The sequence below is a fragment of the Epilithonimonas arachidiradicis genome (genome assembly GCF_003610695.1).
GTDB classification, from domain to species: Bacteria; Bacteroidota; Bacteroidia; order Flavobacteriales; family Weeksellaceae; genus Epilithonimonas; species Epilithonimonas arachidiradicis.
In genome coordinates this window covers 101377-118386 of sequence record NZ_RAQH01000001.1, presented here as the reverse complement: position 1 = coordinate 118386, position 17010 = coordinate 101377, and the positions used below count along the sequence as shown (strand labels likewise).

Here is a 17010-nt window from a genome sequence, read left to right as displayed (position 1 = left end):
GGAACAATTATACAAAAATATTATTCCAAATAAGCAATACAACTACTGGTGTAAGTCTCCCCGAACGTTGGACAGAGTTATACCCTCATTTTGTTTTGTAAAACTATAAAATATTTCATTCTGTTGTTGGTGTTGTAAAACTTTGTTGAAAAGGAGAAAGCTCGATGTTGGAATCTTGCGTTGGCGAGCTTTCCTTTTTCAACAAATACTGTTTCGGGGATAGATTTCCTAAACTTTCATGAGGTCTTTCGTTATTGTAATGCTCCAGCCATTCTGCTGTGATTTCACGGACTTCAATTAGGTTACTAAAGATCCTTGCATCCAGAACCTCTGTTCTATAACTTCTGTTGAACCTTTCAATAAAAGCGTTTTGAACAGGTTTCCCTGGTTGGATGTATCTGATTTCAATTCTGTGCTTGTGACACCAGTTCGTGAAAGTAGAACTAATAAACTCGGGACCATTATCAGTTCGAATTGCTTTTGGCTTTCCTCTCTCTTTTACGATCCACTCTAATAGATCGGTCATGTGCATAGCCCCAATGGAAAGACCAATTTCCATCCAAATCGCTTCTCTGTTGTAATCGTCAATAATGTTCAGCGTGCGGAATCTTCTTGAATTGAACAACGCATCACTCATAAAATCCATACTCCAAACTTCATTGTAATGACCCGGAACTTCCAGATTTTGACGTTCTCTCGAAGCGAGTCTTCTTCTGCGTTTTCTCAAAAGATTCAGTCCCAATTTTTTGTAAACCCTATAGACTTTCTTGTGATTCCATCCAAATCCCTGATTCCGGAGACTATGAACAGCTTCTTAAATCCATAGCTGGGATGTTTCTCGGAAAGCTGGTTCAGGCAATCAATGACCTTCGTATCATCTTTTCTTTTGGGATGATAGTAATAGCTGCTTCGCTCCAAATCCAAAGATTTACACGCCTGCCGGATGTTCATCGGATATTCTGAAACCAGATAAGCAACCACTTCCCGTTTTGTGGCAGGCTTCACCACTTTTTTGAGAGTACGTCTTTCAGTGCTTCATGTTCCAAACAAAGGTTGGCAAACATCTTCTTCAAACGATTGTTCTCAGATTCCAGTTCCTTGATTTTCTGTAGTTCTTTTGTCGAAGTTATCCCACCAAATTTCTTTTTCCAATCGTGCAAAGTCTGATAATGGAAACCATATTTTCGGGACAATTCCTTCGCTGTTTGTCCTGATTCGTATTCCTTTAAAATTGCCAATATCTGGCTGTCTGTAAATTTGCTCGTTCTCATAGCCTAAAATTAATTGTTTTTTATCATTAATAATAGGGTTATAAAATGTCCAGTTTTTAGGGAGACTTACAGCTCGTTTTTAAAATCTTTATTAAAAAGTCTTTCAATTTCCTCCTCAGTTAAATAGGTTCTGGTTACTTCATCAAAGGAAGACTTATAATTTTGAAAAGGATTTTTTGCATCCACCCATTATCGAGGCACATTCTGATAATTTTACCAAAGTTCTTTTTTACGTATTTAATTGCTGTGTTATTACTGCAAGATTTTTCAGTTCTTAACTAGATTTGAGTTCAACTCAAATCATTTAAAAAGCTAAGTCAATTTTTAAAATATCAATGTCCGAAACGTTATATTTCCACATTAAAAATTCACTGATATGCTTCAATGTTATTTTATAACGTTCCATTGTTCCATCAGCATATTCCTTTCCAATTAATTTTTTCATTCTATCATTATGATCTTGAAAAATAGGAACTAACATCCTGGTACAGATTTCATTTCCTATGAGCTTATTTTTTTAATCCTGACAAGTCGGAGTTTCTTTGTCTCTTATCATTTGATGATAAATGTCGTAAACCCTTTGTTCAAAAGATTTTAGGTAAAAGTTTATAGATTTGCTTTCTTCCGAAGATTTAGTAACCTTCTGGGATACGGAATTCCACTTCGAAGGGATAATAGTTCTTTTCGTTGACAATTCACATATTTTACCGTCAATTGTGATGCGTAAGTAAATTGGAGATTCGCCTACTGAATTTTCTTTTGATTTCTTAACCATAGAAAAGTAAATTAAAAGTCTTGTTCATTTTCTTAGTATTTAAAGTTTAAAATTAATCTTGAGTCAATCCTTTTGCAAGATCTTCAGTTTATGAACTGGCTTTTATAAAGGATTTCTTTAAATTTCCAGTGACCTAATTAATTTTTATTTTTAAGGTCACTGGTGAGGTCACTAAGAACGCTACTAGAAGTGTTTGATTTTTGCCATTGAATATCAAAACGTCTTCAAATTTTTTCAGTGACCTGTTACAGCTGACTTAAATCGGTCACCGAATAGGTCACTTTCATAATGTGAACTTTTAATGTATTTTGAACAGATGTAGAAACAAAAAATGCTGTAAAACGTATGTTTTACAGCATTTTGCACTATTTTGTTTTAATAGTTGTGGGTCCTGAGGGATTCGAACCCCCGACCCTCTGGGTGTAAACCAGATGCTCTGAACCAACTGAGCTAAGAACCCGAATTTTTTGAAAAGGTTTCGTTCCTTTTTTGTGGGTCCTGAGGGATTCGAACCCCCGACCCTCTGGGTGTAAACCAGATGCTCTGAACCAACTGAGCTAAGAACCCTCTAATTCTCTTTTAGAGTGGTGCAAATATACAATTTATTACTATATCAGCAAATTTTTTTCTAAAAAATCTCCCACTACAAAGTTACTTCCACCAACAAAAATCATTTCGTCATCTTTACAATTCTGTTTTGCAGCAAGATAGCCTTCCTGAACAGAATCAAAAATTTTATAATTCAAGTTAGACTTTTTTAGTAATTCTTCATAATCTTCCGGATGTCTTCCTCTGCTAACGCTTGGTTTTACAAAGTAGAATCGAGCTTCCGAAGGCAGCATTGGAATCACATCATCAATTTTTTTATCATTCACAAAACCAAGAATAATATGCTTTTGTTGAGGGTAATCTTTTAATTGATTGAAAACTTCTTCCAATCCGGCTTGATTGTGTCCTGTATCACAAATGGTTAAAGGTTCTTTTGAAAATTCGAACCACCGTCCAATGAAGTTTGTATTTTGATGAACATTCAAAAGCCCCAGTTTTAAATGTTTATCACTGATTTCCAAATCTTGCTTTTTCAATTCATTAACCAGAGCTAAAACCACCCGGATATTTTTCTTTTGATAATTACCCTTTAAATCTGAGATTAAATCAGTTTTAATTTCTGTAGCATCAATGAAATCAGCTGTGACATCAGTTGCTTTTTGACGGATAATTTCATTTACAACAGGATTTTCATCTCCAGAAATTATCGCAGTCTTTTCCTTGACAATTCCCGCTTTTTCTCTTGCAATTTCTACAATCGTATCACCTAGAATATTTTGGTGGTCAAGCTGAACATTGGTAATAGCTGAAACTAAAGGCTTAACAATATTGGTTGAATCCAATCTTCCGCCCAAACCGACTTCAATAATGGCAAAATCAACTTGTTGCTGATAAAAATATTCGAAAGCCATAATCGTTGTGAACTCAAAAAAAGAAGGACGGATATCTTCTGGTAAATACTTCAATTTTTGGATAAAGTCATAAACAAAATGCTTATCACAATTTTTGCCATTGATTTTGATTCTTTCCGTAAAATCAATCAAATGGGGCGAATTATAAAGTCCGGTTTTGTAGCCAGATTCTTGTAAAACCGAAGCCAGCATATTGCTTGTAGAACCTTTTCCATTAGTTCCGCCAATATGAATCGTTTTGATCTTGTCCTGCGGATTTCCGAAAAAATCGCAAAGCTTTCTGATGTTATCGAGTCCAGGCTTGTATGCTTTTTCCCCGTCAATCTGGTAATTCGGCATCTGTACAAAGAGCCAATCTATAGCTTCCTGATATTCTTGTGAAGTCATATTTCAAAATGAAATACAAATTTAAGACAACCCTTGCAATTCTAAATTAAAATGTAAAAAATTTATATTCTGACAAAGAGTGTAAATTCAAGACAAGCTGCGCCCCAGATGGAACGGCATGTTTGAGCTCTTTTTATTTTTCTGATGGGAAAAGCGTGGTGAAAATAAAAAAGCGAGTAGTGACAGCTGGAATTTGGCGCCCAAAACAATTAAAACACAATCGTATAAGTTCCCTGAGAAGTATTCTGAGATTTTTTAGCTTTCACATATTGTTTCATCCAGATAACAGCAGCTGTAATATTACAGGCGTCTTTGATTCCGCTGCTTCGTCCTGCTTTAGTCACATTTCCGGCTTTGTCCATCGTGAAAAACATAACGAGCTGACCTTTAGTTTTACAATTATGAGACGGTAATTTCCCTGCTTTTCCCATAGTTCCGGGAATAAAAGCTGTAAGTGCGCGGTCTTTTCCTATTTTGGTGATTTTGTTATCTTTTGAATCCGGAGTTGCAGTTTCTTTTTTCTCGTCTTTTTTGGAAAGTTTCGTATCTGCTTTTTCAGCTTTTAAAGGTTCTTTTTTTTCTTCTTTAACAACTGGAGTTTCCTTAGCAATAGAAACGGTATCAGGTGGTAAAACTTCCACATCTGGAACATAGATCTCTGGCTTTATAATAGAATCCGCTTTTGGTTCTTCTATTGGTTTTGGAGTTTCTACAACAACAGGTTTTGGTTGCTCAGATGCTTTGTAATAAAGAGAATTGAACGAAAATAAAAGCACAAAAAATAACAGCGCAACCACGTAGAACGCAATTGGCAATCCGGATAATTTTTTGGTTCTTCTTCGGAATTCCATCTCTTAGGAAGGTTTGTTGATAATGTCTAAAAACTCATTGGTATGATACTGAATTTTCATCAACAGATAATCCACTTTGCCAACTAAAATATTATGAAAGATATAAGCTAAAAATCCGACAATCAGGCCTACAACCGAAGGTGCCAAAGCTTTATAAAAATCGGCTGCTAAAAGATTCTGAGCAACAACAGTTTCTGTTTTTGATAATGTTCCGAAAGTCGAGGCCAGAATCAGAACACCGCCAAGAAGTCCCAACATAGGCGCAGCGCCGGACAGCGTTGCCAGGAAACCGATATTTTTTTCAGCTTTGTTCAGTTCTATTTGTGCGTGGGTTTCCATTGCGTTGGCAATTTCACTCACAGGTCTTCCCAATCTGGAAAGTCCTTTTTCCACGCTTCTGGATTCGGGAGAATTGTCTCTTCTGCAAAAATCAATTGCCGACTGGATTCTTCCGTCATTGAGAAGGTCGTTGACGTTTTTAAGTAAATAAGGATCAACCTGGTTTTCCCGGTTAAGCGAATATAATTTCTGTCCAAAAAAAACGATGGCTGCAATTCCCGAAAATATAAGAATAATGATAAGAGAAACACTTAACAAGCCTCCTCCAAATAAGAATTCCCAGATAGAAATATTTTGATTTACCATAGTTTTTTATTTGCTTTTTAACAGTTTCAAATTTATGAATTAGTTGATGATTAATCCGAACAGATTATGGAAAAATTTACGAAAAATGATTATTAATAGGAATTTTAGAAAACAATTTTATAAGTTCCTTTCGAAGAGACGCTGGCAGCCTCAGCTTTTACATATTGCTTTACCCAGCTTACAGCGGTATTCATTACACAAGGATCGGAAACACCGCTTAATCGTCTTGCAGAAGTCACTTTTCCGGATTTGTCAACGGTATAAGAAATTGTAATGCTTCCGCTTGCAGAACAATCGTGACTAGGCTGTGCTCCGCCTCTTCCCATAGTTCCGGGAATGAAACCGACTAATTTTCTATCCACACCAATCAGACTTGTTCCATCACCATCACCGCCTAATGGATCGCCATAATTGCCAGGTCCGGTTCCGTTACCTTGTGAGCCGGATTTTGTTCCTCTGCCTTTTAAAAGATTACCGATTGCCGCATTTCCACGGCCATCACCAGTTGCATTTTCTTTTTTGATATCGCCTTTTGCGTTGGTTTTTCCGGTCGTATTTTTAGTGGAATTAGCAACAGCCGGAGTGTTGGCTTTATCATTAGCTTTCTTAGTAGCTACAGGTGGATTTTTAGTTCTGGTTGGGATGGGAACTGTATCTTCAGGAATATCTTTTTCGACTTTTTCCTTGGCAGCTTTTGCAACTTCGGTAACGATTTCTTTTTCCTGTTTTTTTTCTACGACTGGAGCCGGACTTCCTTCTTCCTCTTTTGGTTCTTCAAGTCCTTTTCCGTTTCTGTTGTCGCCATAATTGATACGCATTTCTGTCAAATCAATAGGAATGATCTTCTCGCTATTTGCAGCGGTTTTCTTTTGCGTTTTTATAAAGGAAATAGGAATAAAAAATAAAACCGAAAACAAAAAAATCCCTACAACCAAAGCTTTGGTAAGCGTGAAATCATAATGTTTACGGAACGCATAAGCGCCATAAGCTTTATGTCTGTCTTCGAAAATAATATCATCCAGATCCTGATACATTGGAAATAGCTTGTTTACGTTATAACTTAACTTTTATAACGACTGGTAAATATAAATATTATTTTCCGGAAAAAATTAGTCGTCTACCTCGATGTCGTCCTGGCGGAAATTACATTTGAGTTTGAATGCGATTGGATCATCAGAGCCCGTGTAAAAATCTGTAATGTTTCCTGTCCAGCAAAGTTGCAGGTCATCGTTTTCGTTTTTATCAAAGACTAATTTGTTATCATATAAGAAAGCTTCTTCATCATCAAACAGATCTGCTTCTGTATAAGTGTCATCATCCGTGTCTTCTACAACAAAGGTTTGCCCTTCCAGTTCAGAAGTTGTGATCGGAAAATCGAAAACGTTAAGTGAAATCTGTGGGAAATTATACTGTAGAGAATCATCATCCACGTGATCGAGAGAATCATCTGTTATAACTTCTACCTCCAAAAAATTCTGCTTGTTGCTATAAACGGATTTGCAATAAGTACTCTTGATAAAATATTTCAGAGTTTCCTCTGGATGATAAATCTTTAATATTCCTTTCATTGTAAGGATAATAAATTATGAAATGATAAATTTTTAAATTGTGTTGAACAAAGATAAAAAATTGAATGAATTTGGAAAATTTTTGCTAATTAATTTTAATATTAATATCAAAAATCATCAAATCTTTTGATATTGTATTAATACTGATAGAATTAGTCAGGAAAATTTATACCATTAAAATCTTATCTTTACAATATCAAATCTTTATAGGATGAATTCTTTTTATAAAATTACTTTTCTTTTCGCATTGGTTTTCTCTGTTATTTCCTGTAAAAAAGGAGATTCTCCAATTCTTAAAAATACTTATCCTTCATCATCTGATCTGGACTCTATTGCCGCCAATTATTACGAAGAATATTTGAAATTATATCCTTTGGAAGCAACATCGCAAGGTGATGAGAGATATAATGATCTTTTACCGGATAATCTGAGTCAGGATTTTATCAAAAAAGAAATTGCATTTTATAACTCGGTTCAGAATCAATTAAAATCAATCGATTATAATAGTTTGGATAACGACCAGAAAGTGGTTTTTGATGTTCTGGAATATACATTGATCGACAAACAGGAACGTTACGCCTATCACCCAGAATATATTCCTTTTACGCAGTTTGATGGTTTGCCTTTGACTTTTCCGATGTTGGGAAGCGGAACGGGCGTTCAGCCATTCAAAACAGAAAAAGATTATGACAATTGGCTGAAAAGGATAGAACAGTTTCCGGTCTGGATGGATTCTGCCATTGAAAATTTCCGCGCCGGAATCAAAAATAATGTCGTACTTCCAAAATCGTTGGTTGTGAAAATGATTCCACAAATGAAAGCCGAAGAAATCACAACTTTCGAAATCGAAAAAAATATTTTTTACGGGCCGATCAGGAATCTGCCAAAAGATTTCAAGCCGGTTATTGCTAACAAATATGCGAAGCTTTATCAGGATGCGATCAAAAATAAGATCATTCCTGCTTACGTGAAAATGGCTGATTTTCTTGAGAAAGAATATCTGCCAAAGGCCAGAACTACAGATGGTTATAATGCCTTGCCAAACGGGAGTAATGTTTACGCATACTACGTGAAAAGCTGGACAACGACAGATAAAGCTCCGGATGACATTCACCAGACCGGACTAAAGGAAGTGGAAAGACTTCGTAAAGAAATGGAAAAAGTGAAGAACCAGGTTGGCTTCAAAGGTTCTCTGGAAGAGTTTCTGAATCACGTAAAAACTGACCCGAAAGCAATGCCTTATCAGACCTCAAAAGAAGTTTTGGCAGGCTTTCAATCAATCTTGGATAAAATTACTCCGAAGCTGAAAACGATGTTTAATGTGACTCCAAAAAGTCCTTTCGAAATTCGTCAAACCGAAAAATACCGTGAAGCAAGTGCAAGTGCAGAATACATACAGGGAAGTGCGGATGGAAAACGTCCCGGGATTTTTTACATACCGATTCCCGACCCGAAGAAGTTCAATGTGACTTCCGGGATGGAATCTCTTTTTCTTCACGAGGCTATTCCGGGTCATCATTATCAGGTTTCTTTGCAACAGGAAAATACCAAGTTGCCAAAGTTTATGAGATTCGGCTGGATTGGTGCTTACGGTGAAGGCTGGGCTTTGTATTGCGAATCGCTTGGTCCGGAATTCGGGCTTTATACTGATCCGTATCAAAAATTAGGTTCTTTGAGTGATGAAATGTTGAGAGCTGTTCGTCTGGTAATTGATACAGGAATCCACACAGGACAAATGTCACGAGAAGAAGCCATCAAATATTTCCTGAGTAATGTAGCTTATGACGAAGCTGGAGCAACTGCAGAAGTGGAGCGTTATATGGCGTTGCCGGGACAAGCGCTGAGCTACAAAGCTGGTTCGATGAAAATAAGAGAATTGAGAGATAAATATCAAAAACAGCAGGGAAAGAAGTTTAATCTGGCGTCTTTCCACGATGAGGTTTTGAGCCAAGGTTGTCTTCCGTTGGAAGTTTTGGAACGTAAAATGGAACTTTGGGCAAAGAGATAAATGATGAAGAAACAAATCAAAAGAAGACTAAGACATACGAAATATATCTTTTATCAGGAAACCCTTGTTGACTTCAAAGACCATTTTTGGTCGTTTCTTGGTGCTTTTTTCGGGATTGGATTGATTGCATTTTTACAATCTCAACATTTGACTGAAATTGAAAATGTATTTCTGATTGGCTCATTCGGAGCTTCCAGTGTTTTGGTTTACGGAGCTGTAAATAGTCCTTTAGCCCAACCAAGAAACTTGATTGGCGGACACATTTTATCAGCATTGGTTGGTGTTACAGCCTATAAATTCTTGCCGGATATCCTTTGGCTGAGTGCATCTATTGCAGTCGCTTCTTCTATTGTCGTGATGCAGATTACCAAGACAATGCATCCGCCGGGTGGTGCAACAGCTTTGATTGCTGTTCTTCCGGCCGGGAAAATTCAGGAATTGGGATATTGGTATGCTGTATCTCCGGTTTTGAGTGGCGTTTTGATTTTATTAACGATGGCTTTGATTTTCAATAATATTCCAAAAGGAAGGAAGTATCCGCATCATATCAGACAAACCAAATATTTCCATATGAGAAGAATGCTAAAGAGAAATCATTAGGCTTTATCAGGAAACAAAAGTTTCGGAATAAAATCCTTTTCCTTATTACCTCTTGCAGGCGAATATTCTCGTCCATAGAAAATAATCTGAAGATGCAGCTTATTCCAAACACTTTCATCCCAAAGATTCTTAGCATCTCTTTCGGTTTCAACGACATTTTTCCCTGAGGTCAGTTTCCATTGTGTCATCAGTCTATGAATATGCGTATCAACGGGAAACGCCGGAAAACCAAATCCCTGACTCATTACAACAGAAGCTGTTTTGTGACCAACGCCTGCCAGACTTTCCAACTCCTCATAAGTTTGTGGCACTACGGAATGGAATTTTTCCACCAGAACTTCCGCCATCTTTTTTAGATTTTTCGCTTTAGAATTCGAAAGTCCAATTTCTTTGATTAATTCCTTGATTTCTTCAACGCTCAACTTGGCCATTTTCTCAGGCGTATCAGCAACGGCAAAAAGAGAAGGCGTTACCTGATTTACTTTTTTGTCCGTCGTCTGTGCAGAAAGAGCAACCGCAACCATCAGAGTATAAGCGTCTTTGTGATCCAGTGGAATAGGAACTTCAGGATATAATTTTTCTAATTCTTCCTGAACAATCTTGGCTCTTTGCTTTTTCGTCATTTTGATGGTAAATTTGTAGCACAAAAATAGAAATTATGTTGAACGTTGGCGACTCTTTACCGGAATTTATAGGAACTAATCAAAACGGAGAACCAATCGATTCTCAAAAGCTGAAAGGCAAAAAGCTGGTTGTTTTCTTTTATCCGAAGGCAAGCACGCCGGGCTGTACAGCTGAAGCCTGCAATTTGAGAGATAATTACTCGATTTTGAAAAAGAGAGGATATCAATTATTGGGGGTCAGCGCAGATTCTGTGAAGCGGCAGAAAAATTTCGCTGTAAAAAATGAATTACCATTTGATGTCATTGCAGATGAAAATCGCGATATCATTGACAAATTTGGTGTTTGGCAGTTGAAGAAATTTATGGGAAGAGAGTTTATGGGAATCGTGAGAACGACTTTTGTTTTCGATGAAAACGGAATTTGTACTCAGGTTATCAACAAAGTAAAAACCAAAGACCACGCTGCGCAGATTCTAGAATGATCAAATAAATATGAGAATTGAACATATTGCCTTTTGGGTAAAGGATTTGGAAAAGATGAGGGTTTTTTACGAAACTTATTTTGACGCAATTTCTAATGAGAAGTATATCAATCGAATCAAAAAATTCGAATCTTATTTTCTGAGTTTTGAAAATGGTTCTCGCTTGGAAATAATGTTTCGTCCTGATATTACCGAAGCCAATAATCATAATGAAGTTCAAAAATTAGGATTGATTCATTTGGCTTTTTCGACAGGAAGTAAGGAGAAAGTGGATGCTTTGACTGAAAGGCTTAGAAACGACGGTTTCGAAATCGTTGGAGAACCGAGAACGACCGGCGACGGCTATTACGAAAGTGTCATTTTGGACCCGGAAAATAATATCATCGAAATTACGGAATAACTATTTTATCGGAATCCAAATCTCTTCCTCAGCACAATCATCATTCGGGTTGTAATCATCACCGAAAATTTCAAAATGTGGTCTGTGATCAACCTCAAATTGATTTTCCGGAATGAAATTTTGAAATAAATATCTGAACAGTTCCGGCCCGTTGTCCGCTTTACCCTTATAAATGAAAACCAAGTATTTTCCACTTTCTAATTCGAAAGTTTCAAAATCATTTGAAATATTATCGAAATCGGAAACTTCCGCCAGAGCAAATTTTCTGAAAGACTGATCGGGAGTGAAATTCTCGGGATAGACTTGAAGCGAGAATAATTGGTTGGAAATTCGGTTTGGGATCTCTCTTCTTCTCATCATAAACTTCTTCCAGACCACCGGTGTTTTGTTATCCTGAAAAGAAGTCGTAACGCTGAATCCGATTAACTTTTTTGACTTAATAACCTCAATGCGATGAGGTAGATTGAATTCAGTTTTCATAATACATCAGCTCAACATCATCTTCCGGAATTGTTACCATTTTCTGGAACTTCAATCCTAATCTTCCAATTAATTTTTGGGAAGAAAAATTGTCTTTGGTTGTAATTGCAGAGATTTTATGAACCCCAAATTCTTTAGCGGCAACTTCTTTCAGTTTGTGGGCAGATTCATAAGCGAACCCTTTACCTTCGTATTTTTCAAAAAAAGAAAAGCCAATATCCAGAACATCCAGACCTTCTCTTTCAAAAATCCCAACTGCGCCAATTTTCGTGTTATCCTCTTTCAGAATCACAACATAATTTCCAAAACCTAATCGCTCAATTTGAGGAAGAAATCTGTTTTTAATATAGTTTTCCGCATCTTCTTTAGTTCGGAGATTCCTGTCACCAATATATTTGATGAACGATGGCATATTATATAATTCAAGAAAAAAATCTGCATCTTGTACTGCTGCAGGCTTTAGAATCAATCTTTCGGTTTCAAAGGTTTTCATTCATTAAAAATAAAAATTTTATGGAACAATCACCGTAAAAATGTACGCAAAAAGATTGACCAATAGAACAACACCATAGAGAATATTGGTTTTCCCACGATTCAATGACAGCATTACTGTATAAAGCGATAATGCTAAGAGAACCATAGATTTGAGATCCAACCCGAGCAATAATGGCATTTCGTAAATAATGGAGACAACCGCCACGCATGGAATTGTAAGTCCGATACTCGCGATGGCTGAGCCTAAAGCCAAATTAAGACTGGTCTGAAATTGATTCCTTCTGGCGGCTTTCAAAGCGGCCAATCCTTCCGGCATCAGCACGACAGCGGCGATGATGACCCCCACCAAAGCCTGCGGCGCGCCAAAATTGTGAACCATATTTTCAATCTGTGGTGATAATGATTTTGCTAAGAAGACCACAACACCAAGACAGATGATGAGGAAAATCAAGCTCATTATACTTTCGAAATTGGAAGGTGGTTCTGCGTGAGGTTCGTCATCATTTTCAGGAAGGAAATAATTTCTGTGCCTCACCGTTTGAACCATTAGGAACGTGCTGTAAATCACGAGTGAAGCTATGGAGAAAAATATCAATTGCGCTTTGCTGAACGTTGCGGAGAGCTCGCTGGTGGTGTAATTTGGTAAAATCAAAGTCATTACAACAATTGCGACAAGACTTATCAGAGCTATATTTCCAGACGTTCTGGCAAAAAACTGCTCCTTGAATTTGATACCGCCGACTAACAGACAAACACCGAGAATCCCGTTAAGAATCAGCATTACTGCGGCAAATACCGTGTCTCTGGCCAAAGTATGAGTTTCTTTTCCACCAGCCATCATTAATGAAACAATCAATCCGACTTCCAAAACCGTAATGGCAATGGCGAGAATGATCGTTCCGAAAGGCTCGCCCACTTTGTGCGCTACCACTTCTGCGTGATGAACGGCACCCAGAACGGATGAGATTAAGAGCGCGCCACCCAACAGGGCCAATAGCGGTGTATCATCTGCGATACCCAACAGGTAATAAACTAATGCTAAAACGGGGAAAATATAAGACCAGTGAAATAAAGTTTTTAAACTCATAGAAAATGATTTCTCTAATTTACAAAAAATTACTGAAAATGGTTTTGAGAGAATGCTGCAACAAAAAAGCCACCAAACTTTTTCTTAAACCAGTTTAAGTTTTTTAAAATCCAGTAATCCGAAATTTGTTGAATAATTAATCAAAAATAATTTTTATGAATAACAGATTAAATATTGCAAAAACAGATGCTGCAGCTTACAAAGCAATGCTGGGCTTGGTAACTTATTTACAGAATATTTCGCTAAGTCACACTTGGCAGGAGCTTATCAAAATCAGAGCTTCGCAAATCAATGGATGTGCGCATTGTCTGGATTTGCACACAAGAGATGCTGTAAAATTGGGTGAAACACCGCAGAGGATCTATCTGCTGAACGCTTGGAGAGAAGCATTGGAGTTATATTCTGTTGAAGAGCAGGTTATCCTGGAAATGACAGAAGAGATTACCTTAATCAACAAAAAAGGATTATCTGAAAAAACTTATAACAAGGCGAAAGAACTTTTTACGGAACAACAAATTGCTGAAATCATAATGACTGCCATTATCATTAATTCTTACAACAGGATTGGAATCAGTACGCTGATGCCGATTTCAAGGAACTAAAAAATTTAAGCCACCAAATTTTGGTGGCTTAAATTTTTAACGGAATAAATTGGTTATTTTACCAAAGTCAACTCGCTGATAAGTCTTGTAGCACCAGCGTATTTGTCAATGATCCAAAGGACGTAACGAACGTCCACATTAATGGTTCTCTGTAATTTTGGCTCGAAAACGATGTCGCCGCTCAAAGCTTCGCTGTTTCCGTCAAAAGCAAGACCGATCAAATGTCCGTTTCCATCAATGATTGGCGAACCGGAGTTACCGCCTGTGATATCATTATTTGATAAGAAGTTGATTGGCATAAATCCACCTTTTTTATCCGCATATTGGCCGTAATCTTTTTTCTTGGCAAGATCCAGAACTTTCTGAGGAAGGTCAAATTCTTCGTCGCCTTTTTTGTATTTGGCAACCATACCGTTGATGTCAGTATAATAATTTTCCTTGATGCCTTTATAATTTCTGTCAGCTCTTTCAGGTAATGTTTCAATCGTTCCGTAAGTTAATCTCATTGTAGAGTTAGCATCCGGATAGAATTTTTTCTCCGGCTGAGATTTTCTAAGTCCGTCCAAGAATAATCTGCTGTTTTTGGCAAAATTCTCATCTACTTTAGAATATTTTTCCAATCCTAATTTTTGGTCTTCAACAATTCCGTTGGCAAATTGTCTCAATTTGTCTGCATCAATTTTCAATCGGTCAGGATTTTCCACGAAGGCCATCGCTGACTTTTTGTTGGCGAAAACAGATTCGTAAGCCAAAGTCGAAAGGTTGTTCACGTCTGCAGCTAAAATAGTTGGAGAAGCAAATTCTTTGGCAACTCTGGTTTTGTAAAGAGAAGTCAAAGCCACAAGCATATCACCTTCAACGTTATCGTGGAAGCCATCGTAAGCTTTTTCAACAGCGTCAACAACCTTTTGTTTCATCGCTGCTTTTCCTGCATCATCCTGGTCAGCATACGTTTTGAAAAGACTTCCCAATTGGTAAGCAGTTGCGATATAATGTGCATTTCTTTGCAGGATGGATGCGTAATTTCTCTCTACATTTCTTCCCGAAACTTGCTGATAATAAGCTTTGATTTCCGGTAAAACACTGTAGTAGGTTTGCTCGTTCGGAGACTGCGCTGCCCATTGGTTGTAAGTTTGCTCCAGTTTTTGTTTTTCAGCAACTGTTCCGTTTTTCTTCACCGCATCAATCGTTCCCTGTCTGTTTTTCCAGTAGTTGGCAACACTTGCGTACTGAGAAGCATAGTCCAACTGAGTCGCTTTGTCTTTGTCCATATACTTTTTCATCACATCCATTGCGACTTTAGAAGCTTCTACCCAAGCCGGATAATCTTTGTCCACCATTTGTTCGATGCCGTAAGACGTCAGATAACGGTTGGTTCTTCCCGGGTAACCTAAGATCATTGTGAAATCTCCAGGCTTGTAGCCTTTAAGAGAAACCGGTAAAAAATGTTTTGGTTTCAATGGTGTGTTCGCTTCAGAATATTCCGCCGGATTTCCGTTAGAATCGGCATAAACACGGAAAACAGTAAAGTCTGCCGTGTGTCTTGGCCATTCCCAGTTGTCGGTATCCCCACCGAACTTTCCTAATGATGAAGGCGGCGCACCAACTAATCTGATATCTTTATAATCCTGGTAAACAAAATAATAGAACTCATTGCCGTTAAAGAAATCTCTTACAACAACCGTATATTTTCCGTTCTCAGAATTTTCTGCCTGGATGGCTTTGTATTCGGCATCGATAACCGCTTTTCTGTCTGCTGCAGACATATTGTTGTTCAGTTTGGAATTGATTCTCTCAGAAACGTCATCCATTCTCACCAGAAATCTTACATACAAACCTTTAGCATTGAATTCCTCATTCGGTTTCATTGCCCAGAAGCCGTTCTTCAGATAATCTTTTTCAGGCGTGGAAGCTGCCGCAACAGCGTCATAACCGCAGTGGTGATTGGTGAAAATCAAACCTTGGTTAGAAACAATTTCACCGGTACAGAAACCACCGAAACTTACAATGGCATCTTTCAGACTGGAATTGTTTACAGAATAAATTTCTTCCGGCGTCAAGTGCAGGCCTTCTTTCTGCATATCAACTCCGTTCAGACGTTTAACGAGCATCAGAAGCCACATTCCTTCGTCAGCTCTCATTTGTGCATAGCCCAGGATCAGGGTTAATGCTAAAAATATTTTTTTCATTGAGAATATTATTTTGCTGGCTAATTTAATGATTATTTTAAATCTAATGGTATGAATTTGGCTGAGAGATTCAGTAAATTTGAAAAGATGAAATTTATAAAGACAATCGGTGTTTTATCATTGTTAATGCTTTTAATGTATTCTTGTAAAACCTCGAACCAATCCGCTTCAACAATGGAAAATATTCACAGAAAATGGATGTTGGTTGAATACAAAGATTTTACAAAAGATGAACTTGTGAAATTAGAAGCCAATATGGATTTGATGAAAAAAGCTGAAGCGCCCAACCGTTACACTGCAAAAATGGGCTGTAACGGAATGTTTTTCACAGCAGAATTCAATCAGGGAAAAGCTAAATTTTCAGGCGTTGGTTCTACAATGATGTATTGCGAAGGCAGAATGAAACTGGAGGAATTATTCGGAAAAGATTTACCAAAAATGAATCAATACAAAATCGACGGGCATTTCTTAACTTTAACGGACGGAACGACGTCAATGAAATTTGTAGCTGCAGATTGGGATTAATGATAAATTAAAAATAATTATGAATAAATTTTTAAATGTTCTAAGTATTTTACTTCTGTTGTTGATTTTGTCTTGTTCAAAGAGTGATGAAGAATATTTAAAAGATTTTAATAATTATGAAGTTGTTCTTTCTAATAACGATTATGATATTAATCTAAGTAATGGCGCTATTGAAAGTGATTATTTCGATATTAAAGGCTCTTTGTCTCTATCTAAAAATGAACAGTTAGTGTTGGCGAGATTATTTTTTGATAATAAAATAAATAAACCAAATGACGATGTTCTAGTTTTTAACAATGATGGCATGGTTATTCATCCAGACATTACTTCGTCAATAATAATTAAATATTTTGGCAAAGATAAAAGTACAATTACTATTTCCGGCTTCGCAGATTCTACAAAAGTTAGAAAAGAGAATATCAGATACTTAAGATTCAAGTCTAAAGTGTATAAGGTTTTAAATCAGAATGAAAAATTTAAGAAAATTAAAAAATCTATAGATTCAAAAGAAGATGATAGAGTTTATCTTTAAAAATAATATAAATCCAAAATAATACTACTC

19 protein-coding genes, 2 tRNA genes and 1 pseudogene are annotated in these 17010 nt (G+C 37.0%); 7 read left to right on the top strand and 15 right to left on the bottom strand.

Going from position 1 to position 17010, the window contains the following annotated elements; genetic code table 11:
• Positions 1-115: 115 nt before the first annotated feature.
• From BXY58_RS00615 to BXY58_RS00575, 10 genes and pseudogenes are all read right to left on the bottom strand, one after another.
• Positions 116-1271, bottom strand: a pseudogene (locus BXY58_RS00615) (IS3 family transposase).
• Between the two features lie 304 nt (positions 1272-1575).
• Positions 1576-1752: a phage integrase SAM-like domain-containing protein gene (locus BXY58_RS16880; protein WP_170144172.1), complete on the bottom strand. Its 177-nt coding sequence runs from the start codon at positions 1750-1752 to the stop codon at positions 1576-1578.
• A gap of 36 nt (positions 1753-1788) precedes the next feature.
• Positions 1789-2046 (bottom strand): Arm DNA-binding domain-containing protein, encoded by a 258-nt coding sequence (locus BXY58_RS00610; protein ID WP_120211869.1) that lies wholly within the window; start codon positions 2044-2046, stop codon positions 1789-1791.
• Between the two features lie 385 nt (positions 2047-2431).
• Positions 2432-2506: transfer RNA gene (locus tag BXY58_RS00605), tRNA-Val, on the bottom strand.
• 32 nt (positions 2507-2538) lie between these two features.
• Positions 2539-2613 (bottom strand) — tRNA-Val (locus BXY58_RS00600).
• Between the two features lie 41 nt (positions 2614-2654).
• Complete coding sequence (locus tag BXY58_RS00595; protein WP_120211868.1) at positions 2655-3893, bottom strand: bifunctional folylpolyglutamate synthase/dihydrofolate synthase; 1239 nt, start codon at positions 3891-3893, stop codon at positions 2655-2657.
• Positions 3894-4102: 209 nt separating this feature from the next.
• On the bottom strand, positions 4103-4744 hold the full coding sequence (locus BXY58_RS00590; protein ID WP_120211867.1) for a hypothetical protein: 642 nt from the start codon (positions 4742-4744) through the stop codon (positions 4103-4105).
• Between the two features lie 3 nt (positions 4745-4747).
• A complete protein-coding gene (locus BXY58_RS00585; RefSeq protein ID WP_120211866.1) occupies positions 4748-5389 on the bottom strand; it encodes a MotA/TolQ/ExbB proton channel family protein in 642 nt (213 codons plus the stop codon).
• 104 nt (positions 5390-5493) lie between these two features.
• Positions 5494-6423, bottom strand: a complete 930-nt coding sequence (locus BXY58_RS00580; RefSeq protein ID WP_229728369.1) for a ferric siderophore ABC transporter substrate-binding protein — start codon at positions 6421-6423, stop codon at positions 5494-5496.
• Positions 6424-6498: 75 nt separating this feature from the next.
• The gene (locus BXY58_RS00575; protein WP_120211865.1) at positions 6499-6957 is read right to left on the bottom strand and encodes a hypothetical protein; all 459 of its coding nucleotides are present in this window, start codon (positions 6955-6957) and stop codon (positions 6499-6501) included.
• Positions 6958-7168: 211 nt separating this feature from the next.
• Here BXY58_RS00575 and BXY58_RS00570 point away from each other — a divergent pair, with 211 nt between their 5' ends.
• Positions 7169-8965, top strand: coding sequence for a DUF885 domain-containing protein (locus BXY58_RS00570; protein ID WP_120211864.1), 1797 nt, complete (start codon positions 7169-7171; stop codon positions 8963-8965).
• The gene (locus BXY58_RS00565; RefSeq protein WP_229728368.1) at positions 8966-9565 is read left to right on the top strand and encodes an HPP family protein; all 600 of its coding nucleotides are present in this window, start codon (positions 8966-8968) and stop codon (positions 9563-9565) included.
• Here the strand turns inward: BXY58_RS00565 and BXY58_RS00560 are convergent.
• On the bottom strand, positions 9562-10188 hold the full coding sequence (locus BXY58_RS00560; protein ID WP_120211863.1) for an endonuclease III domain-containing protein: 627 nt from the start codon (positions 10186-10188) through the stop codon (positions 9562-9564). The two genes, BXY58_RS00565 and BXY58_RS00560, sit on opposite strands and share 4 nt — an antisense overlap.
• A 35-nt stretch (positions 10189-10223) precedes the next feature.
• On the opposite strand from BXY58_RS00560, the gene bcp reads away from it, so the two are divergent.
• Together bcp and BXY58_RS00550 are read left to right on the top strand one after the other, a co-directional pair.
• Positions 10224-10670: a thioredoxin-dependent thiol peroxidase gene (gene bcp / locus BXY58_RS00555; protein WP_120211862.1), complete on the top strand. Its 447-nt coding sequence runs from the start codon at positions 10224-10226 to the stop codon at positions 10668-10670.
• 10 nt (positions 10671-10680) lie between these two features.
• Positions 10681-11070 (top strand): VOC family protein, encoded by a 390-nt coding sequence (locus tag BXY58_RS00550; RefSeq protein ID WP_120211861.1) that lies wholly within the window; start codon positions 10681-10683, stop codon positions 11068-11070.
• Here the strand turns inward: BXY58_RS00550 and BXY58_RS00545 are convergent, their stop codons facing one another.
• The 3 genes from BXY58_RS00545 to BXY58_RS00535 are packed head-to-tail and all read right to left on the bottom strand — an operon-like array spanning position 11071 to position 13132.
• The gene (locus BXY58_RS00545; RefSeq protein ID WP_120211860.1) at positions 11071-11550 is read right to left on the bottom strand and encodes a GyrI-like domain-containing protein; all 480 of its coding nucleotides are present in this window, start codon (positions 11548-11550) and stop codon (positions 11071-11073) included.
• Positions 11540-12043 (bottom strand): GNAT family N-acetyltransferase, encoded by a 504-nt coding sequence (locus BXY58_RS00540; protein ID WP_120211859.1) that lies wholly within the window; start codon positions 12041-12043, stop codon positions 11540-11542. The genes BXY58_RS00545 and BXY58_RS00540 overlap by 11 nt, the downstream gene beginning before the upstream one ends.
• An 18-nt stretch (positions 12044-12061) precedes the next feature.
• Positions 12062-13132: a calcium:cation antiporter gene (locus BXY58_RS00535; protein WP_120211858.1), complete on the bottom strand. Its 1071-nt coding sequence runs from the start codon at positions 13130-13132 to the stop codon at positions 12062-12064.
• Positions 13133-13287: 155 nt separating this feature from the next.
• Between BXY58_RS00535 and BXY58_RS00530 the strand changes: the two genes are divergently transcribed.
• Positions 13288-13734, top strand: a complete 447-nt coding sequence (locus tag BXY58_RS00530; RefSeq protein WP_120211857.1) for a carboxymuconolactone decarboxylase family protein — start codon at positions 13288-13290, stop codon at positions 13732-13734.
• A 53-nt stretch (positions 13735-13787) separates the two neighbouring features.
• Here the strand turns inward: BXY58_RS00530 and BXY58_RS00525 are convergent, their stop codons facing one another.
• Positions 13788-15923 (bottom strand): S46 family peptidase, encoded by a 2136-nt coding sequence (locus BXY58_RS00525; protein WP_120211856.1) that lies wholly within the window; start codon positions 15921-15923, stop codon positions 13788-13790.
• A gap of 87 nt (positions 15924-16010) precedes the next feature.
• Between BXY58_RS00525 and BXY58_RS00520 the strand changes: the two genes are divergently transcribed.
• Positions 16011-16448 carry an META domain-containing protein gene (locus BXY58_RS00520; RefSeq protein ID WP_170144171.1) on the top strand — a complete coding sequence of 146 codons (438 nt, stop codon included), beginning with the start codon at positions 16011-16013 and terminating at the stop codon, positions 16446-16448.
• A 19-nt stretch (positions 16449-16467) separates the two neighbouring features.
• Complete coding sequence (locus BXY58_RS00515) at positions 16468-16980, top strand: hypothetical protein (RefSeq protein ID WP_229728367.1); 513 nt, start codon at positions 16468-16470, stop codon at positions 16978-16980.
• Positions 16981-17010: the final 30 nt, after the last annotated feature.